This window comes from Streptomyces sp. NPDC058664, assembly GCF_042716635.1.
Lineage (GTDB): Bacteria > Actinomycetota > Actinomycetes > Streptomycetales > Streptomycetaceae > Streptomyces.
On record NZ_JBHXRW010000064.1, the window covers coordinates 20121 to 39820 of the forward strand.

Genomic DNA, 19700 nt, shown 5'->3' on the forward strand with positions numbered 1-19700 from the left:
GGGCTTTGGCGGCCGGATCACCCTACCCGCCCCACGAACACCACGGGACAGCAGGCATAGTAGGGGGCCGGTCCGACGGCCGGGGCCCGGGTGTCACCTCCCCGGCTCCCGCGCGAAGATCGCGCCTGACGAGAATGGGGACTCATGGCATCGCGGCGGGACGAGCTCAACGCGTACACCTTTGCGAAGAAGCGCACGGTGGCGGCTTTCCTCCAACCCTCGCCCTCCGGTACGGAGGAGGGGGCGCCGAAACCGCTGCGCGCGATCGTCCCCGGGCTGATCGTCGCCGCGCTCGTGGTCGCCGGCTTCGGTGCCTGGGGCATGTTCAGTCCCCAGGCCCCCAAGGGCTGGGACACCCCCGGCACCCGGGTGATCGTCGGCAAGCAGTCGACGACCCGGTACGTGGTCCTGGAGACCGGCAAGGGCAAGGAGAAGAAGACCCTGCTCCACCCGGTCCTCAACCTCGCCTCCGCGCGGCTCCTCCTCAACCCCGACGAGTTCCAGGTCGTCCAGGTCGCCGACAAGAAACTCGACGAGGGCAAGCCCCCGCGCGGCCCGATCCTCGGCATCCCGTACGCCCCCGACCGGCTGCCCACCGCCGACGACGCGGGCAAGGCCAAGCGCTGGGCGGTCTGCGAGCAGCCCGGCGGCGGTGCGGGCGCCAGCGTCCAGAAGGCGACCTTCCTCTTCGCCGAGCGGGACATCCCCCGCACCGAGGACGCGAATCGGCTCAAGGACGGGCAGATCCTGTACGTCAAGGGGCAGAAGGGCGCTGCCCAGTTCCTCGTCGACCACACCGGCACCAAGTACCCGGTGAAGGCCGAGTCGACCGGCCTGCTCACCGCCCTCGTCGGCCTCGGCAAGGAGCCGCAGGCCGTCACCGACGACTGGCTCGCCACCCTGAAGACCGGTGACCAGGTGGACTTCCCGCGCATCGAGGGGGAGGTCGGGGCCCCCACCGACATCCCGGGCAGCACTCTGAACGGGACCGAGAGCCGGATCGGCATGGTGCTGCTCGCCCAGACCGGCGCGGGTCCCCAGCACTACGTCGTGCTCGCCGGGAAGGTCCAGCCGGTCACCCCGTTCACCGCCTGGCTGCTCATCAGCTCCCCGCAGACCAACGTCCTCGACATGGACGGCAAGGCCACCACCGTCGACGCCTCCTCCTTCGTCCCCGACCCCACCGTCTTCCACGACGGGGTGCGCTGGCCGCGGCTGAAGTCCACCACGGTCAACGCCACCACCGGCGCGGGCGCCCGCGACACCGTGTGCAGCGTCCTCACCGGCGTCGACGAGAAGGGCGGGACGACCCTCGCCACCTGGGCCGGCACCAAGTACCCCGCCGACATCACCGCCGGTGGCACCAGCACGTACGTCACCCCGGGCACCGGCCTGCTCTACACCCAGACCCAGGGCAGCGGCCAGAAGGCGCCCGAAGGCTCGCTGTTCCTCGTCACCGACACCGGTCTGCGGTACGCCGTCCAGGCCAACGGCGACAGCGACTCCGCCCGCTCCGAGATCGGCGCCGGCGACAAGGAGAAGTCCACCGACGGACGCCCGGAACCCAGCGAGGCCCAGAAGCGTCTCGGTTACGACAAGGTCGTGCCGGTTCCCGTCCCGATCGAATGGTCGGAGTTCCTGTCGAAGGGCCCACGGCTCGACACCAACAGCGCGCGTCAGCCGCAGGGTTCCTAGGGGGTGGCACCGGTGACGACGACGTACCGCACGGCCGCCCTGCTCGCCGCGGGCACCCTCGCCGCCCTCCTCGCGGCGCCCGCCGCGCCCGCGGCGGCCGACGCGGCCACCGCGCCGCGTCACCGAGGACCCGTCCTCGACGGCAGCGGCGAGTGCACCTTCCCGATGAAGAAGCAGATCGAGGGCACCCCCTGGCCGCTCCAGCGGGTCCTCCTCGACGAGCTGTGGCAGGACACCAAGGGCAAGGGCGTCCGGGTGGCCGTCATCGACACGGGCGTCGACGACGTCAACCCGCAGCTGCGGTCCGCCGTCGACGCCAAGGCGGGCAAGGACTACCTCAAGCCCGACAAGGAGAACCCCGGCTTCGGCGACGAGAAGCGCGGCAAGACCGACGGCACCGTCGACGACGTCGGCCACGGCACCAAGGTCGCCGGCATCATCGCCGCCCGGCCCCGGGCCGGCACCGGCTTCGTCGGTCTCGCCCCCGAGGCGACGATCATCCCGATCCGGCAGAACGACGAGAAGAACAGCGGCAAGTCCGACACGATGGCGCTGGCGATCGACCACGCCGTGGCCAAGGGCGCCCACGTCATCAACATCTCGCAGGACACCACCCAGGCACTCGGCCCCGACTCGCCCATGGCCAAGGCGGTGGCCCGGGCGATCGCGGCGAAGGTCGTCGTCGTCGCCTCCGCCGGCAACGACGGCATGGACGGCAAGCTCAAGAACACGTACCCGGCCGCCTTCCCCGGTGTCCTCGCCGTCGCCTCCTCCGACCGGAACAACGAGCGCGCCGTCTTCTCCCAGTCCGGCACCTTCGTGGGCGTCGCCGCCCCCGGCGTCGACATCGTCTCCACCGTCCCCGGCGGCGGCCAGTGCGTCGACAACGGCACCAGCTTCTCCGCCCCGTACGTCGCCGGCGTCGCCGCCCTGCTCCGCGCCAAGTACCCGGAGTGGACGGCGGCCCAGATCGTCACCCGGATCGAACAGACCGCCGTCCGCTCGGTCAACGGGCGTGACAACCACGTCGGCTGGGGCGTGGTCGACCCGGTGCGGGCGCTCGCCGACGCCCCGGGGACGCCGCCCTCCTCGCCCACGGCCGACCCCGCCCCGCCCAAGCCGCCGGCCCCCGAGCCGGCCCGTCTGGCGCTGTCGGAGACGCCTCAGGAGCGCTCCGAACGGCTCGCCACCTACACGTTGGGGATCGGTGTCGTCCTGGTGGCCGTGGTCGCCGGAACCGCCACCGTGATCCGCGACAGCCGCCGCCGAAGGGGGGCCCGTTGACCCGCGTACCGGTCAAGTATCCCAACCCTCCTTTGCAGTTGGAACTGCCGCCGTCAATGGCTAAAGTGACCGCTGGGCGCACGGCAGTGCGATCCCAGCACGGGGGCGGCATCAGAAGATTCCCGTCCGCATCACGACCGGATGGCCCGACGGCCGAGCCGTCGACGCCACCGAAGGAAGAAGGGGCAAGATGTCGAAAGACCTGAACGTAACCAGTGCCGAACAGATCAAGCTCGCCGGCCGGATCCAGGACTTCTCCGACGAGCTCCAGTCCCGCATCACCAACCTCAACGGCGTGGTGGACCGCGTCCAGGCGGGCTGGCAGGGCGCTGCGAGCAAGGAGTACGACCGGGTCCAGAACGACCTGAACCAGCGTCTGCGCAGCATGCGTCAGGAGCTCTCCCAGCTCGAAGAGATGATGCGCATGAGCGCCGACGGGTTCTCGCGCGAGGAGGAGGACCGTCTGCGGTCCTTCCGCTCGATGGACACCGGCGGCGGCGCCGGCGGCGGCAACCAGAGCGCCATCCTCGGCGTCTGAGCCACTCGACCAGCCCTCCGCGCCACTCTCACTCCAGGAGTCAACACCATGACCACTGCGGTCAATTACGACACCGTGACGCAGGCGGCGGCCGACACCCGCCTGACCTCCACCACCCTCACCCAGAAGCTCGACGACCTCATGGCCGAGGTCAACCGCGTCGCCAGCAACTGGGAGGGTGAGGCCAAGATCGCGTACCGCGAGACCCAGGACCGGCTGACCCGCGACATGGCCGGCATGAACCAGGACCTGGCGCGCATCGCCCAGCTCCTCGACGAGTCGGTCGTCGGCTACCAGGACACCGACCGGGGCAACGCCGCCCGGTTCCGCATGTGACATCCCGCGGACGCACGTGAGGGGGTGGCCCGTCCCGACGGGCCACCCCCTCACGCGTACCGCCGCTACCGCAGGTCGAACTCGCCGTCCCGGGCGCCGAGGACGAACGCGTCCCACTCGGCCTTCGTGTAGCGCAGCACCGTCTCCTTGTCGAGCGACGAACGCATCGCCACCGCGCCCTCGGGCAGCCGGGCGATCTCCACGCGCTCCTCGTCCGGGCTCGTCCCGGGAGCGCCCTCCCACTCGACGCCGGAGATGTCGAGCGCGTACAGCTCGTCCTTCTGCCGCTGCTTCTCCGCGGCGAGGGCGCTGTCGGCGGCGCCCGCCGAGGAGTCGTCGGTGCTGGTGGCGTGTGCGTCGGTCATCGGCGCTTTCCCTTCGCGGTGGTACGGCGGTCCCCTCCACAGTAGTGGGACCGCCGCACCCGGACGGCGGGAAACCACTCAGTGCTGATCCGGCAGCCAGCCCAGCTGCACCAGCGGCGTGCCCCGCTTCCGCGACACGAACGTGCCCCGGCCCTGCGGCATCGGCCGCGCCCGGACGTTGCCGAGGATGTCGCCCTCCTGCGGATCGCCGGAGAGCAGCACGCCCTGCGCGCCCAGCTCCTTCATGCGCTGCATGAACGGCTCGTACATCGCCCGGGACGCGCCCGCGGCGCTGCGCGCCACGATGAACCGGATGCCGACGTCCCGCGCGAACGGCAGGTTCTCCACCAGGACCGACAGCGGGTTCCCCGAGTTGGTGGCCACCAGCTCGAAGTCGTCGATGAGGACGAACAGCTGCGGACCCGTCCACCAGCTGCGGTCCCGCAGCTGCTGCGGCGTGATGTCGGGCTTCGGCGCCCGCTTCGTCATCACCGTGTTGATGGCCTCCATGTGCATCTGCATGGCGGAGGCCATCGGCGCGTACTCCAGGAGGTGCGAGGGCGCCACCGCCTCCAGCATCGTCCGCCGGTAGTCGCCCACCACGATCCGTGCCTGCTCCGGCGTGTACCGCTCGCACAGCTGCTTCGCGATGAGCCGGAGGAGCGCCGTCTTGCCGGACTCGCTCTCGCCGAAGACCAGGAAGAACGGATCCGTCTCGAAGTCGACGAACACCGGCTCCAGGTTCGTCTCGTCGATGCCGATCGCGATGCCGTGCTGCGGGTACTCGAAGCCCTTCGGCAGCCGCTCCGCCGGCAGCTTGCGCGGCAGCAGCCGCACCGCCGGGGCCGGGGCGCCGGTCCAGCTCGCCCGTACCGCCTGGACGAACGCCGAGGTGCCCTCGGACAGGTCGGCGGACGAGCTCGACCCGTCGATCCGCGGCAACGCCCCCATGAAGTGCAGCTTCTCCGGCACCTGACCGCGTCCCGGCACCCCCGCCGGCACGTTCGCCGCGACCTTCCGGTCGAACTCGGAGTCCATCACGTCACCGAGCCGCAGTTCGAGCCGGCCCAGCATCTGGTCCTTGAGCGCCGCCCGCACCTCCATGTACCGGGAGGCGGTGATCACCACGTGGATGCCGTAGCCCAGACCGCGCGCCGCGATGTCGGCGACGATCGGCTCCAGCATGTCGTAGTCGTTGCGGAAGCCGCCCCAGCCGTCCACCACCAGGAAGACGTCGCCCCAGGCCTCGCCCGGCAGCTCGCCCGCGGCCCGCTTGCGCCGGTAGGTCGTCATCGAGTCGATGGAGTGCGAACGGAAGAACTCCTCCCGTCGGTTGAGCACCCCCATCACCTCCGCGACCGTCCGCCGCACCCGCTCCGGGTCGAGCCGGGACGCCACCCCGCCGACGTGCGGCAGCTCGGCGAGCGACACCATGCCGCCGCCACCGAAGTCCAGGCAGTAGAACTGCACCTCGGCCGGGGTGTGGGTGAGCGCGAACGACGAGATCAGCGTCCGCATGATCGTCGACTTCCCGGACTGCGGGCCGCCGACGACCATCATGTGACCGGCCGCGCCCGAGAAGTCCCGGTACAGCACCTCGCGCCGCTGCTCGAACGGCTTGTCGATGAGGCCGAGCGGCACCGTGAGCCCGCCCTGACGCGTGTACTCCGTCGCCGTGAGCCCCCGGTCCGCCGTCTGCGCGAGCCCGGGAAGCAACTGGTCGAGCGAGGGCGCCTGGTCGAGGGGCGGCAGCCACACCTGGTGCGCCGGTACCCCCTGGCCCTCCAGACGGCGCACGATCACGTCGAGGACCGTGTCGGCGAGCGCCTCGTCCTCCTCGGCACGCTGAGCCGTGAGGTACGCCGGGTCCGGCGCCGCGTACACCACCGGCACCGGCGCCGCCGTGAACAGCGCGGGACGCCGCTCCACCGGCAGCTGCCCGATCTCCAGGCGCGGCCCGCCCGTCCGGTACGTCCCCGAGACGTACGCCGCCTTGAAACGGGTCATCTCGTCCGTACCGAACTTCAGATAGCCCGAACCCGGCACCGACGGCAGGTGATAGGCGTCCGGCACGCCGATCGCCGTCCGCGACTCCGCCGCCGAGAAGGTCCGCAGACCGATCCGGTACGACAGGTACGTGTCGAGACCGCGCAGCTTGCCCTCCTCCAGACGCTGCGAGGCGAGCAGCAGGTGCACACCCAGCGAGCGGCCGATGCGGCCGATCTGGATGAACATGTCGATGAAGTCCGGCTTGGCGGTGAGGAGTTCGGAGAACTCGTCGATCACAAGGACCAGCGAGGCCAGCGGCTCCAGCGGGGCACCGGCGGCCCGCGCCTTCTCGTAGTCGTGGATGTTGGCGTAGTTGCCCGCCGACCGCAGCAGCTCCTGGCGCCGCTGGAGCTCACCGCGGATCGCGTCGCCCATGCGGTCGACCAGGGTCAGGTCGTCCGACAGGTTGGTGATGACCGCCGCCACGTGCGGCATCTGCGACATGCCCGCGAAGGTCGCGCCGCCCTTGAAGTCCGCGAGGACGAAGTTCAGCGTCTCCGACGAGTGCGTCACCGCGAGCCCGAGCACCAGCGTCCGCAGCAGCTCCGACTTGCCGGAACCCGTCGCGCCCACGCACAGACCGTGCGGGCCCATGCCCTCCTGCGCGGCCTCCTTGAGGTCCAGCATGACCGGCTGACCGTCCTCGCCGACGCCGATCGGCACCCGGAGCCGCTCGGCCACCGACCGCGGCCGCCAGGTCCGCGCCACGTCCACCGAGGCCGCGTCGCCCAGGCTCAGCAGATCCGTGAAGTCCAGGTTGGCGAGCAGCGGCTCGTCGTCGTCCCCGCCGCCCGTCCGCAGCGGCGCCAGCTGCCGCGCCAGGGCCTCCGCCGCCGGCAGCGAGATGCCGTCCGGCACCCCCTCGTACGCGAAGCCGCCGCCGAACTCCAGGGACAGCCGACCCGGCCGTACCACCACCGAGAGGCCACCGCGCGGCTCGTCGAGCTCACCCGAGACGACCTCCACGATCGTCACGCCCTGAAGGCCCTCGGCCGCCGCGAGCAGCGAGTCCGGCGGCACCATCCCGCCGTCCAGGACCACCACCACGTGCGGCTGGTCGAGGACCGGCTGGTTGTCACGGGAGAACCTGGGCCGCCCGTCCAGCTTCGAGCGGATCAGGTTCTCCAGCTCACCGAGGTCGTCGCCGAACAGCCGCTTCGTACCGGCCCCGTCGACCTGCCCGGGCACCTGGGTGTGCGGCAGCCACTTCGTCCAGTCCCACCGCTCCTGCGAGGCCCGGGCCGCGACCACCGCGACCACCAGGTCCTCGGGGGAGTGCAGGGTCACCAGCTGCGCCACCAGGGCGCGCGCCGCCGCCTGCGCCGACTCCGGCTCGCCCGACACCGTCACGTGGTAGAAGGCGCGCATCGAGACCGCCATCGGCAGCCCGTCCAACGTGCCGTGCACCGCGAGGAACTGCTGCATCGCGCCCGCGCACAGCGGCTCCAGTTCGTCCACCGGAGCGGTGTCGGGCGCCACCAGCGGAGTCGCCAGCTGCTGCGCCCCCAGACCGATCCTGGCCTGCCCGAAGTCGTGGTCGCCGACCCGGCGCTCCCACACCCGCGAACCCTCGGCCACCACCGACCACAGCTGCTCGGGGGCGGGGTGCAGATAGAGCTGCGCGTCCCGCTGCTTGCGTGCCGTGCGCCGGACCGTACGCCGGGTCTGCGCGAGGTATTTGAGGTAGTCGCGGCGGACATCGGCCATTTGCCCCTGCGTACCGCGACGGAATCTGACGAACTGGGCGACCGCCATCGCGACCGTCGACGCCAGCATCAGGGTGCCCATGATCCGCATGATCGGAGACGGCGTCATGAAGAAGAACACCACCGAGGAACCCATGCCGAGCATCGGCAGGAGCTGCATCAACGCCGACTCCTGCTGCCCCCGCGGCAGTTCCGGCGGAGGCTCCAGGACCAGTTCCTCACCGGGCACTTCCGGCGGAAGCGACCTCGGCGGGCGTTTGACGACGATCTGGCTCACCGGCGCATCAATCCCTCGTTGGAGGCGGGTTCGTGGCGGGAGCATCCGCCCGGCACCCCTGTCGGCAGCCGGGCGCACGGACTTCCCCCATGGGACGGCGATCCTACTTGCAGCCCCCACCGGCCGTCCCCGGTAGGGTGGCGCGCGCATCGTGCGCAACCGCGAATCAGGGGGTCCACACACGTGAGTACGACCGCAGCGACCGGCTTCTGCCGCGTCACCGTCGTGGCGCCGGACAGCCGCATCGACGTCGCGCTCCCCGAGGACATCGCCGTCGCCGACGTCTACCCGGAGATCCTGCGGCTCACCGGACAGACACAGGCCGCCGGCACCCCCACGGGCTACCACCTGGTCCGCCGGGACGGATCCGTCCTCGACGGCGCCCGCACCCTCGCCGCCCAGCAGGTCCTCGACGGCGAGGTGCTCTCCCTGCGCCCGTTCGCCCAGTCCCTGCCGCCGGCCGTCTACGACGACGTGTCCGACGCCGTCGCCTCCGCCGTCACCCGCGACCGGCACCTGTGGAGCGACGAGCTGCTGCGCGGCGCCGGACTCCTCGGCGGCGTGCTGCTCCTCGTCCTCATGGGCTTCGTCCTCTGGTTCGCCGACCCGGTCCGCCACGACATGCACAGCCTGCCCGGCATCATCGCGGGCGCCGCCGGGTTCCTCCTCACCGCGTTCGCCGGTGTCCGCGCCCGCGTGTACGGGGACCGGGCGACCGCCGTCGCCCTCGGCCTCGGCGCGCTGCCGCTGCTGCTCATCGCCGGCTCCGGAATCGTCGGCCCCGACGCCGGCGAGGGCCCCGGCCGCCTGCAGTTCCTGCTCGGCTGCGTCACCGTGCTCGTCGCCTCTGTGGCCCTCGTCGCGCTCACCCCCAGCGGCGACGCGCCCTTCGTCGCCACCACCTTCCTCGCCGGCGTCGGCACCCTCGCCACCTTCCTGGCGATCCTCACCGAGACCACCGCCACCGAGACCGCCGCCGTCTGTGCCCCGGTCGCCATCGGCCTCGTCGCCTTCCTGCCCGGTCTCTCCGCCCGCTTCGCCCGGCTCCCCATCGGCTACGCGGCCCCGCGCAGCGCCGCCGACGACGAGTTCCTCGGCGACCCGCAGCACCCGGCCGGCGAGGACGCGCAGCCCGTCGACGGCGAGCGCATCGCGCTCCAGGCCCGCCGCGGCCACGAGATGCTCCTCGGCCTGGTCGGCGGCTGCGCGGCCGTCGTCGTCGGCTCCGCCGCCGTCCTGGGCTTCGCCGGGAACGTCTGGGGCCAGCTCCTCGCCCTCGCCGCGGGCCTGGCGATGCTGCTGCGCGCCCGCCTCTTCCGCTACACCTCGCAGGTCGCCTGCGTCCTCGTGGCCGGCATCGCCGCCATCGCGCTGCTCGTCCTCGGCCTCTCCCTCAACCCGCCGGCCGACCTGGTCAAGGACCTCCTGATGTACGGGGACCGGGGCGGCCTGGACATCCGTACGATCTGGCTCACCGCGGCCGTCGCCGCCGGCGCCGCCCTGATCACCGCGATCGGCCTGATCATCCCGAAGAAGGGCCTCTCGCCGTTCTGGGGCCGCCTCCTCGACCTGGCCGAGGCCTTCGTCCTGCTCTCCCTCGTCCCCCTCTGCCTCGCCGTCCTCGACGTCTTCACGGCGGTCCGCTCCCTCACCAGCAAGTAGGCCCCCCGCGCAAAGGCACACGGGCCCGCTCCGGCGAGCTGGTACGCTGTGTGACGGCCGTTTGTGTACGCGCTCCCGGAATGCCCCGACACGGTCGGAAGCCTCTGGAAGCTGCGCCCATCGGACCTTCGCCCGTCGAGTCACGGAAGCTTCCCCTGAGACCTAGACCAGGGGCACTCGCGGGCGCACGAACACCAAGAGGAGACCAGCGTGGCTCTCGACGCCGCTGTCAAGAAGCAGATCATGACCGAGTTCGGCACCAAGGAGGGCGACACCGGCTCTCCCGAGGTCCAGGTCGCCATGCTCTCCCGTCGCATCTCGGACCTGACCGAGCACCTCAAGCAGCACAAGCACGACCACCACTCCCGCCGTGGTCTGCTGATCCTGGTCGGCCAGCGCCGCCGCCTGCTGCAGTACCTGGCCAAGAAGGACATCCAGCGCTTCCGTACGCTGGTCGACCGCCTCGGCATCCGCCGCGGTGCGGCCGGCGGCGCCAAGTAAGTCGCCGTGGAGGGAGCGGTTCCCACTTTCAGGGGGCCGCTCCCTTTGCTGTACGTGCACGAAGTGCGCATCGGCACTTAGGCTGGTCGCACAACCCCATATGACGAGCGAGGAGCCGCCGGCTCGCCGCCGGTCCTCGGTAGTGGCCCCCGGGAAACGAATCCCGGGTGCTTCGATCGAAGACCGGCCAGCCCCGAAGCGAGCTTCTCCGCCCCGTCGCACACCGTCCCCCGCCACACGGGCCCGGGACGCAAAGACGAACACGTAGGAGAAACCCATAGTGGAGAACGAGACCCACTACGCCGAGGCCGTCATCGACAACGGCTCCTTCGGTACCCGCACCATCCGCTTCGAGACCGGCCGCCTCGCCAAGCAGGCCGCCGGCTCCGCCGTCGCCTACCTGGACGACGACACGATGGTCCTCTCGGCGACGACCGCCTCGAAGCGCCCCAAGGACCAGCTCGACTTCTTCCCCCTCACGGTGGACGTCGAGGAGCGGATGTACGCGGCCGGCAAGATCCCCGGCTCCTTCTTCCGCCGGGAGGGCCGCCCCTCCGAGGACGCGATCCTCACCTGCCGCCTGATCGACCGGCCGCTGCGCCCCTCCTTCAAGAAGGGCCTGCGCAACGAGATCCAGATCGTCGAGACGATCATGGCGCTCAACCCCGACCACCTGTACGACGTGGTCGCGATCAACGCCGCCTCCTGCTCCACGCAGCTGGCCGGCCTGCCCTTCTCCGGCCCGATCGGCGGCACCCGTGTCGCCCTGATCAAGGGCCAGTGGGTCGCCTTCCCGACGCACACCGAGCTCGAGGACGCCGTCTTCGACATGGTCGTCGCCGGTCGCGTCCTCGAGGACGGCGACGTCGCGATCATGATGGTCGAGGCCGAGGCCACCGAGCGCACGATCGAGCTCGTCAAGGGCGGCGCCGAGGCGCCGACCGAGGAGCTCGTCGCCGCCGGTCTCGAGGCCGCGAAGCCCTTCATCAAGGTCCTCTGCAGGGCCCAGTCGGACCTCGCCGCCAAGGCCGCCAAGCCCACCGGCGAGTTCCCGGTCTTCCTCGACTACCAGGACGACGTCCTGGAGGCGCTCACCGCCGCCGTCAAGGGCGACCTCGCCAAGGCGCTCACCATCGCCGGCAAGCAGGAGCGCGAGACCGAGCTCGACCGCATCAAGGAGCTCGCCGCCGAGAAGCTCCTCCCGGCCTTCGAGGGCCGCGAGAAGGAGATCTCGGGCGCCTACCGCGCGCTGACCAAGAAGCTGGTCCGCGAGCGCATCATCAAGGACAAGGTCCGCATCGACGGCCGCGGGCTCACGGACATCCGTACGCTCGCCGCCGAGGTCGAGGCCATCCCGCGCGTGCACGGCTCGGCGCTGTTCGAGCGCGGCGAGACCCAGATCCTGGGCGTCACCACCCTCAACATGCTCCGCATGGAGCAGCAGCTGGACACCCTCTCCCCGGTGACCCGCAAGCGCTACATGCACAACTACAACTTCCCGCCGTACTCCGTCGGCGAGACCGGCCGCGTGGGCTCGCCCAAGCGTCGCGAGATCGGCCACGGCGCCCTCGCCGAGCGCGCCCTCGTGCCGGTCCTCCCGACCCGCGAGGAGTTCCCCTACGCGATCCGTCAGGTGTCCGAGGCCCTCGGCTCCAACGGCTCGACGTCGATGGGTTCGGTCTGCGCCTCCACGATGTCGCTGCTGAACGCCGGTGTGCCCCTCAAGGCCCCCGTCGCCGGTATCGCCATGGGTCTGATCTCCGAGGAGATCGACGGCAAGACGCACTACGTCGCCCTCACCGACATCCTCGGTGCGGAGGACGCCTTCGGCGACATGGACTTCAAGGTCGCCGGTACGAAGGAGTTCGTCACCGCCCTCCAGCTCGACACCAAGCTGGACGGCATCCCGGCCTCCGTCCTGGCCGCGGCCCTCAAGCAGGCCCGCGACGCCCGCCTCCACATCCTCGACGTGATGATGGAAGCGATCGACACGCCGGACGAGATGTCCCCGAACGCCCCGCGGATCATCACCGTCAAGATCCCCGTGGACAAGATCGGTGAGGTCATCGGCCCCAAGGGCAAGATGATCAACCAGATCCAGGAGGACACCGGCGCCGACATCACGATCGAGGACGACGGCACCATCTACATCGGTGCCGCCCAGGGCTCGCAGGCCGAGGCCGCCCGCGCCGTGATCAACGGCATCGCCAACCCGACCATGCCGGAGGTCGGCGAGCGCTACCTGGGTACGGTCGTCAAGACCACCACCTTCGGTGCCTTCGTCTCCCTGATGCCCGGCAAGGACGGTCTGCTGCACATCTCGCAGATCCGCAAGCTCGCCGGTGGCAAGCGCGTGGAGAACGTCGAGGACGTGCTGGCGATCGGCTCCAAGGTCCAGGTCGAGATCGCCGAGATCGACCAGCGCGGCAAGCTGTCGCTCGTCCCCGTCATGGCGGACGAGGACGGCGCCGCCGACGACAAGGGCGACACCGACCAGTGACGTCCCGTAGTTCCGTGACGACGGCCCGCCCCTCTTCGGAGGGGCGGGCCGTCGCCCGTACCCAAACGCTTCTCCCGGGCAAGGACGGCATCGGCACGGTCCGGCGCACGACCCTCCCCGGCGGCCTCCGGATCGTCACCGAGACCCTCCCCTCCGTGCGCTCCGCCACCTTCGGCATCTGGGCGCACGTCGGCTCCCGCGACGAGACCCCGGCGCTGAACGGCGCCACCCACTACCTGGAGCACCTCCTCTTCAAGGGCACCCACAAGCGGTCCGCCCTCGACATCTCCGCCGCGATCGACGCGGTCGGCGGCGAGATGAACGCCTTCACGGCGAAGGAGTACACCTGCTACTACGCCCGGGTCCTCGACACCGACCTGCCGCTCGCGATCGACGTCGTCTGCGACATGCTCACGGGCTCGCTCATCCTCGAGGAGGACGTGGACGCCGAGCGCGGTGTCATCCTCGAAGAGATCGCGATGACCGAGGACGACCCCGGTGACGTCGTGCACGAGCTGTTCGCGCAGACGATGTTCGGCGACACCCCGCTGGGCCGCCCGGTCCTCGGCACCGTCGACACCGTCAACGGGCTCAGCCGCGGCCAGATCGCCCGCTTCTACAAGAAGCACTACGACCCGACCCACCTGGTCGTCGCCGCCGCGGGCAACGTCGACCACGCCACGGTGGTACGCCAGGTCCGCCGCGCCTTCGAGAAGGCCGGCGCCCTCACCCGTACCGACGACGCCGTCCCCGTCGCCCCCCGCGACGGCGTGCGGAACCTGCGCACGGCCGGCCGCGTCGAGCTCCTGAACCGCAAGACGGAGCAGGCCCACGTGGTCCTCGGCATGCCGGGCCTGGCCCGCACCGACGAGCGACGCTGGGCCCTCGGCGTGCTGAACACCGCCCTCGGCGGCGGCATGTCCTCCCGCCTCTTCCAGGAGGTCCGCGAGAAGCGCGGCCTGGCCTACAGCGTGTACTCGTACACCTCGGGCTTCGCCGACTGCGGCCTCTTCGGGGTGTACGCGGGCTGCCGGCCCGGCCAGGTCCACGACGTCCTGAAGATCTGCCGCGACGAACTCGACAAGGTGGCCTCCGACGGCCTCACCGACGACGAGATCGCCCGCGCCGTCGGCCAGCTGTCCGGTTCGACGGTGCTCGGCCTCGAGGACACCGGCGCGCTGATGAACCGCATCGGCAAGAGCGAGCTGTGCTGGGGCACCCAGATGTCGGTCGACGACATGCTGGACCGGATCGCGGCCGTCACCCCGGACGAGGTCCGGGAGGTCGCCCGCGATGTACTGACCCAGCGGCCCTCGCTCTCGGTGATCGGCCCGCTGAAGGACAAGCAGGCGGACCGCCTCCACCAAGCGGTCTCCTGACCCCGAGATCCCCTAAGGAATTCAGAGCAATGAGCAAGCTGCGCGTGGCGGTCCTCGGTGCCCAGGGCCGTATCGGCTCGGAGGCGGTCAAGGCCGTCGAGGCCGCCGAGGACATGGAACTGGTCGCGGCCCTCGGCCGCGGCGACAAGCTGGAGACGCTCACCGAGGCGGGTGCCCAGGTCGTCGTCGAGCTGACCACCCCCGCCTCGGTGATGGAGAACCTCGACTTCTGCGTGCGCCACGGCATCCACGCGGTCGTCGGCACCACCGGCTGGACCGAGGAGCGCCTCGCGCAGCTGCGGACCTGGCTCGCCGCCTCCCCGGAGACCGGCGTCCTCATCGCTCCGAACTTCTCCATCGGCGCGGTCCTGACCATGAAGTTCGCGCAGCTCGCGGCCCCGTACTTCGAGTCGGTCGAGGTCGTCGAGCTGCATCACCCGAACAAGGTGGACGCTCCCTCGGGCACCGCCACCCGGACGGCCCAGCTGATCGCCGCGGCCCGTGCCGAGGCCGGCCTCGGCACCCAGCCGGACGCCACCGCCACCGCTCTCGACGGGGCGCGCGGCGCCGACGTCGACGGCGTCCCGGTCCACGCGGTACGGCTCCGGGGGCTCCTCGCCCACCAGGAGGTGCTCCTCGGCGGCGAGGGCGAGACCCTCACCGTCCGCCACGACTCGCTGCACCACTCCAGCTTCATGCCGGGCATCCTCCTGGGCGCCCGCCGCGTGACCGGCACTCCGGGCCTCACCTTCGGCCTGGAGCACTTCCTGGACCTGGGCTGACGACCATGGGCGGAAAGATCACGTACGTCTTCCTGGCCACCGTGCTGGTGCTCGTCTTCGGTGTGGTGGCCATGGAGGGCGTCCTGCTGCTCCTCACGGGCGAGCCCGCCGCCATGGGCATGGGCGCGGTGGCGTTCCTGCTGCCGGGCGTCGGCGGCTGGTTCCTCTGGAAGAACACCCGGTTCGCCCGGCAGGCGGGCCGCCTCGCCACCGAACTGGAGGCGGAGGGCGGCCTGCCCGTCGACGAGCTGAAGCGTACGGAGGGCGGCCGGATCGACCGGGACTCAGCCGACGAGGTCTTCGCCCGGCGCAAGGCCGAGACGGAGGACTCACCGGACGACTGGCGCTGCTGGTTCCGGCTCGCGGTCGCCTATCACGACGCCCGCGACACCCCCAGGGCCCGCAAGGCGATGCAGCGGGCCATCGCCCTCCACGAGGGACGTCCGGTCAGCGTGTAGCGACCGGGGCGACGCCGTACTCGGCGTGCCAGGCCTCGACCGTGTCGGCCGCCCGATCGAAGGCCTCGACACGGGAGAGGAAGTCGGCGTTGTGGTCGGTGAGCAGCAGCAGCTGCTCACCACCCTGCCGGCCGAGCGCCAGGGCCTGTCCCTGGACGGTACGGGGGAGTCCCAGCCAGCGCACCGGCTGCTGCACGGTCCGTACGAAGGTCGCCTTCGCCCACGGCACGGTGACGGTCGAGAAGAAGGCCACGCGGCGCACCCCGGCGCGACTCACCCAGGTGCCCATACGGAGCATCCGCAGGGCGGCGAGAATGGCGAGCACGGCGATGGAGAGGGTGGCGGCTCCTCCGTCGAAACCTCCGGCCGCGGTGATGATGACCGCGGCGAGGAGGACGAAGGAGGCCAGCAGCAGCGTCAGCGCCGCCGCCCCGACCCGCCAGGAACCCGGCCGGTACGGACGGCGCCACTGGTCGTGGTCGTCGAACGGCAGGGCGACGTGGTCGGTCGTGTCAAAAGCACGGTCGGCCGTCAGGAAGGGCAGGGGCACGACAGGTCCTCACTCACAGGCACGCTCGAAGGGGCAGTGCCCGGTGAGGCTACCTCAGCGGTTGTCGGAGGCCTCGGACTGCTGCTGACGAGTGGCCGACTCCCCGGAATCCAGAGACGGCATCCCGAAGATCAGCGACCCGACGAGGCCGGCGACGACGGTCAGTCCGATCAGGGTACGACCCATGATCTGCGAGGCGCCGAGGCGCTCCCGCGGCGGTGGAGTGACGTTACTGCGGAAGTGATCGGCCTCCGAGACGAACGCGAACGGTACGGCTTCTCGCCGTCGCACCATCAGAGCCACTCTCCTCGGTCGTTTTCACGCTTCACCAGGACAGACGACGGATCCGACGATTTGGTGCCCTTTTTCATCAAAGCGGCCGAACCTCATCCTCCAGGAGGACGGCGGGACCGGTGCCGTCCATCTCCGTCGGCCTCGGCAGGGACCGGCCTCCGGCACGGAAGGGCACGGATGTCCGAATAGTCGACGCGAAGTGTCCGTATTGCGACGTTTCACGAAGTTCACCTACGCTGATCGAAGGGACCCGGCGCTGTCTGAACCCCCGAGCAGACGGCGCCGGGCTCCCTTTCTCCTGTGCCCCTCAGGGGCACCCGGTGCTGAGCAGCGAGTAGCGTGTTACCCATGGCTCCGATCTCCACTCCGCAGACCCCCTTCGGGAGGGTCCTCACCGCCATGGTCACGCCTCTGACGGCGGACGGCGCACTCGACCTCGACGGTGCCCAGCGACTGGCCACCCACCTGGTGGACGCAGGCAACGACGGCCTCGTCGTCAACGGCACCACCGGCGAGTCCCCCACCACCAGCGACGCGGAGAAATCGGAGCTGGTACGAGCGGTACTGGAGGCGGTCGGCGACCGCGCCCACATCGTGGCCGGCATCGGCACCAACGACACCCACCACTCGATCGAGCTCGCCCGCACCGCCGAGCGCGACGGCGCCCACGGCCTGCTCGCCGTGACGCCGTACTACAACAAGCCCCCGCAGGAGGGCCTGTACCGGCACTTCTCGGCCATCGCCGACGCCACCGAGCTCCCGGTGATGCTCTACGACATCCCGGGCCGCAGCGGCGTCCCGATCGACACCGAGACGATCGTCCGGCTCGCCGAACACCCGCGCATCGTCGCCAACAAGGACGCCAAGGGCGACCTCGGCCGCGCCAGCTGGGCCATCGCCCGCTCCGGCCTCGCCTGGTACTCCGGTGACGACATGCTCAACCTGCCCCTGCTCTCCGTCGGAGCCTGCGGCTTCGTCTCCGTCGTGGGCCACGTCGTCACCCCGGAGCTCCGCGCCCTCCTCGAAGCCCACCTGGGCGGCGAGGCCCAGAAGGCCACGGAGATCCACCAGCGACTCCTGCCGATCTACACCGGCATGTTCCGCACCCAGGGCGTCATGACCACCAAGGCCGCCCTCGCCCTCCAGGGCCTCCCGGCCGGCCCCCTGCGGCCGCCGCTCGTGGAGCTCTCCCCGCAGGAGACCGAGCAGCTCAAGGTCGACCTGGCCGCCGGCGGGGTAGAGCTCTGACAACGGACTTCACAACTGAACACTGACAACAGCAAGTGCACGAATGTCATGCGCGCCACGTGCCAAGGGGTACGTGGCGTGCGTGGTGAGGAGAGTCTTTTGAGTCATCCGCATCCTGAACTCGGCGCCCCGCCGAAGCTGCCGAAGGGCGCCCTGCGCGTCATTCCGCTCGGTGGGCTCGGTGAGATCGGCCGGAACATGACGGTCTTCGAGTTCGACGGCCGTCTGCTCATCGTCGACTGCGGCGTCCTCTTCCCCGAGGAGGAGCAGCCCGGTGTCGACCTGATCCTGCCGGACTTCACCATCATCCGGGACCGCCTCGACGACATCGAAGGCATCGTGCTCACGCACGGCCACGAGGACCACATCGGTGCCGTCCCCTACCTGCTCCGGCTCAAGCCGGACATCCCGCTCATCGGCTCCAAGCTGACCCTCGCCCTGATCGAGGCCAAGCTCCAGGAGCACCGCATCCGCCCCTACACCCTCGAGGTGAAGGAGGGGGACCGGGAGGTCCTGGGTTCGTTCGACTGCGAGTTCATCGCGGTCAACCACTCCATCCCGGACGCGCTCGCGGTCGCCATCCGCACCCCCGCGGGCATGGTCGTCGCCACCGGCGACTTCAAGATGGACCAGCTCCCGCTGGACGGCCGCCTCACCGACCTGCACGCGTTCGCGCGTCTGAGCGAGGAAGGCATCGACCTCCTCCTCTCGGACTCCACGAACGCCGAGGTCCCGGGCTTCGTCCCGCCGGAGAAGGACATCTCCAACGTCCTGCGCACGGTCTTCGCGAACGCCCAGAAGCGGATCATCGTGGCGAGCTTCGCCAGCCACGTGCACCGCATCCAGCAGATCCTCGACGCCGCCCACGAGTACGGTCGCCGGGTCGCCTTCGTCGGCCGCTCGATGGTCCGCAACATGGGCATCGCCCGCGACCTGGGCTACCTCCGCGTCCCGGCCGGCCTCGTCGTGGACGTGAAGACCCTCGACGACCTGCCGGACGACGAGGTCGTGCTGGTCTGCACGGGTTCCCAGGGCGAGCCGATGGCGGCCCTGTCCCGCATGGCCAACCGGGACCACCAGATCCGCATCGTCCCCGGCGACACGGTCATCCTGGCCTCGTCCCTCATCCCGGGCAACGAGAACGCGGTCTACCGCGTGATCAACGGCCTGACCCGCTGGGGCGCGCACGTCGTCCACAAGGGCAACGCCAAGGTCCACGTCTCGGGCCACGCCTCGGCCGGCGAACTGCTGTACTTCTACAACATCTGCCGCCCGAAGAACCTGATGCCGGTCCACGGTGAATGGCGCCACCTGCGCGCCAACGCCGAACTCGGCGCTATGACGGGCATCCCCAAGGACCACATCGTCATCGCCGAGGACGGCGTCGTCGTCGACCTGGTCGACGGCCGCGCCCGGATCACCGGCAAGGTCCAGGCGGGTTACGTGTACGTCGACGGCCTCTCGGTCGGCGACGTCACGGAGGTCCACCTGAAGGACCGCCGGATCCTCGGCGAGGAGGGCATCATCTCGGTCTTCGTCGTGGTGGACTCCTCGACCGGCAAGATCGTGGGCGGGCCGAACGTCCACGCGCGGGGCTCCGGCATCGACGACTCCGCGTTCGACGCGGTGATCCCGAAGATCGACCAGGCCCTGAACAAGTCGTTCCAGGACGGCGTCGTCGAACCCCACCAGCTTCAGCAGCTGATCCGTCGCTCCGTCGGCAAGTGGGTCTCCGACACCTACCGCCGCCGGCCGATGATCCTCCCGGTCGTCGTCGAGGTCTGACGCCTGACCAGCACAACTCCGGAGCGGGGCGCCTCGATTTGCATCGGGGCGCCCCGCTCCAGTACGTTTACGGCTCCGCCAGATCGGGAACCACCCGGCGCCCCCGTGCGCCTGAACGGTTCTCCGGGAGGCGGGAAATCCGACTCAGATCATCTGATAAAGTCGGAACCGCCGAAAGGCCCCCGGAGTGAAAACAAAAGGGACCGGAAAGCGCCGAGGAAATCGGGTCGGAAAGATCTGATAGAGTCGGAAACGCAAGAACACGAAGTACCGGAGGGAAAAGCCCGGAGG

At 70.5% G+C, this 19700-nt stretch carries 16 protein-coding genes; 12 read left to right on the top strand and 4 right to left on the bottom strand.

Annotation, left to right across the window (positions count from 1 at the left end):
- Positions 1 to 144 precede the first annotated feature (144 nt).
- The 4 genes from eccB (at position 145) to ACFWUY_RS34485 (ending at position 3853) form a co-directional block, all read left to right on the top strand.
- The gene (gene eccB / locus ACFWUY_RS34470; protein ID WP_384119157.1) at positions 145 to 1695 is read left to right on the top strand and encodes a type VII secretion protein EccB; all 1551 of its coding nucleotides are present in this window, start codon (positions 145 to 147) and stop codon (positions 1693 to 1695) included.
- 12 nt (positions 1696 to 1707) lie between these two features.
- Entirely contained in the window at positions 1708 to 2979 is a 1272-nt protein-coding gene (gene mycP / locus ACFWUY_RS34475; RefSeq protein WP_384119159.1) for a type VII secretion-associated serine protease mycosin, read from the top strand.
- 190 nt (positions 2980 to 3169) lie between these two features.
- Positions 3170 to 3517 carry a WXG100 family type VII secretion target gene (locus tag ACFWUY_RS34480; protein ID WP_384119163.1) on the top strand — a complete coding sequence of 116 codons (348 nt, stop codon included), beginning with the start codon at positions 3170 to 3172 and terminating at the stop codon, positions 3515 to 3517.
- 48 nt (positions 3518 to 3565) lie between these two features.
- Positions 3566 to 3853 (top strand): WXG100 family type VII secretion target, encoded by a 288-nt coding sequence (locus ACFWUY_RS34485; protein ID WP_073913115.1) that lies wholly within the window; start codon positions 3566 to 3568, stop codon positions 3851 to 3853.
- 65 nt (positions 3854 to 3918) lie between these two features.
- On the opposite strand, the gene ACFWUY_RS34490 is transcribed toward ACFWUY_RS34485, so the two are convergent.
- Positions 3919 to 4218 carry a DUF397 domain-containing protein gene (locus ACFWUY_RS34490; RefSeq protein WP_384119167.1) on the bottom strand — a complete coding sequence of 100 codons (300 nt, stop codon included), beginning with the start codon at positions 4216 to 4218 and terminating at the stop codon, positions 3919 to 3921.
- Between the two features lie 78 nt (positions 4219 to 4296).
- Positions 4297 to 8250, bottom strand: a complete 3954-nt coding sequence (eccCa, locus tag ACFWUY_RS34495) for a type VII secretion protein EccCa (RefSeq protein WP_384119170.1) — start codon at positions 8248 to 8250, stop codon at positions 4297 to 4299.
- A gap of 183 nt (positions 8251 to 8433) precedes the next feature.
- Between eccCa and eccD the strand changes: the two genes are divergently transcribed.
- From eccD to ACFWUY_RS34525, 6 genes are all read left to right on the top strand, one after another.
- Positions 8434 to 9912, top strand: coding sequence for a type VII secretion integral membrane protein EccD (eccD, locus tag ACFWUY_RS34500; RefSeq protein WP_384119173.1), 1479 nt, complete (start codon positions 8434 to 8436; stop codon positions 9910 to 9912).
- Positions 9913 to 10122: 210 nt separating this feature from the next.
- Positions 10123 to 10413 carry a 30S ribosomal protein S15 gene (gene rpsO / locus ACFWUY_RS34505; RefSeq protein WP_030206644.1) on the top strand — a complete coding sequence of 97 codons (291 nt, stop codon included), beginning with the start codon at positions 10123 to 10125 and terminating at the stop codon, positions 10411 to 10413.
- Between the two features lie 280 nt (positions 10414 to 10693).
- Complete coding sequence (locus tag ACFWUY_RS34510) at positions 10694 to 12913, top strand: polyribonucleotide nucleotidyltransferase (protein WP_384119178.1); 2220 nt, start codon at positions 10694 to 10696, stop codon at positions 12911 to 12913.
- Complete coding sequence (locus ACFWUY_RS34515) at positions 12910 to 14292, top strand: M16 family metallopeptidase (RefSeq protein WP_384119181.1); 1383 nt, start codon at positions 12910 to 12912, stop codon at positions 14290 to 14292. The genes ACFWUY_RS34510 and ACFWUY_RS34515 overlap by 4 nt, the downstream gene beginning before the upstream one ends.
- Positions 14293 to 14321: 29 nt before the next feature.
- Entirely contained in the window at positions 14322 to 15074 is a 753-nt protein-coding gene (gene dapB, locus ACFWUY_RS34520; protein ID WP_384119183.1) for a 4-hydroxy-tetrahydrodipicolinate reductase, read from the top strand.
- 5 nt (positions 15075 to 15079) lie between these two features.
- A complete protein-coding gene (locus ACFWUY_RS34525) occupies positions 15080 to 15532 on the top strand; it encodes a tetratricopeptide repeat protein (RefSeq protein WP_365786901.1) in 453 nt (150 codons plus the stop codon).
- Here the strand turns inward: ACFWUY_RS34525 and ACFWUY_RS34530 are convergent.
- The gene (locus ACFWUY_RS34530) at positions 15522 to 16082 is read right to left on the bottom strand and encodes a hypothetical protein (RefSeq protein WP_384119186.1); all 561 of its coding nucleotides are present in this window, start codon (positions 16080 to 16082) and stop codon (positions 15522 to 15524) included. The genes ACFWUY_RS34525 and ACFWUY_RS34530 overlap by 11 nt on opposite strands.
- Positions 16083 to 16136: 54 nt before the next feature.
- Entirely contained in the window at positions 16137 to 16376 is a 240-nt protein-coding gene (locus ACFWUY_RS34535) for a hypothetical protein (protein ID WP_384119189.1), read from the bottom strand.
- 348 nt (positions 16377 to 16724) lie between these two features.
- Between ACFWUY_RS34535 and dapA the strand changes: the two genes are divergently transcribed.
- Positions 16725 to 17624 carry a 4-hydroxy-tetrahydrodipicolinate synthase gene (gene dapA, locus ACFWUY_RS34540; protein ID WP_384119192.1) on the top strand — a complete coding sequence of 300 codons (900 nt, stop codon included), beginning with the start codon at positions 16725 to 16727 and terminating at the stop codon, positions 17622 to 17624.
- Between the two features lie 99 nt (positions 17625 to 17723).
- A complete protein-coding gene (locus tag ACFWUY_RS34545) occupies positions 17724 to 19409 on the top strand; it encodes a ribonuclease J (protein ID WP_384119194.1) in 1686 nt (561 codons plus the stop codon).
- Positions 19410 to 19700 lie beyond the last annotated feature (291 nt).

Excerpts from the sequence above, each read along its gene's own strand:
- eccB (WP_384119157.1), top strand. The coding sequence starts at position 145 with ATGGCATCGCGGCGGGACGAGCTCAACGCGTACACCTTTGCGAAGAAG.
- ACFWUY_RS34480 (WP_384119163.1), top strand. The coding sequence starts at position 3,170 with ATGTCGAAAGACCTGAACGTAACCAGTGCCGAACAGATCAAGCTCGCC.
- ACFWUY_RS34485 (WP_073913115.1), top strand. The coding sequence starts at position 3,566 with ATGACCACTGCGGTCAATTACGACACCGTGACGCAGGCGGCGGCCGAC.
- ACFWUY_RS34490 (WP_384119167.1), bottom strand. The coding sequence starts at position 4,218 with ATGACCGACGCACACGCCACCAGCACCGACGACTCCTCGGCGGGCGCC.
- dapB (WP_384119183.1), top strand. The coding sequence starts at position 14,322 with ATGAGCAAGCTGCGCGTGGCGGTCCTCGGTGCCCAGGGCCGTATCGGC.
- ACFWUY_RS34525 (WP_365786901.1), top strand. The coding sequence starts at position 15,080 with ATGGGCGGAAAGATCACGTACGTCTTCCTGGCCACCGTGCTGGTGCTC.
- ACFWUY_RS34535 (WP_384119189.1), bottom strand. The coding sequence starts at position 16,376 with ATGGTGCGACGGCGAGAAGCCGTACCGTTCGCGTTCGTCTCGGAGGCC.
- dapA (WP_384119192.1), top strand. The coding sequence starts at position 16,725 with ATGGCTCCGATCTCCACTCCGCAGACCCCCTTCGGGAGGGTCCTCACC.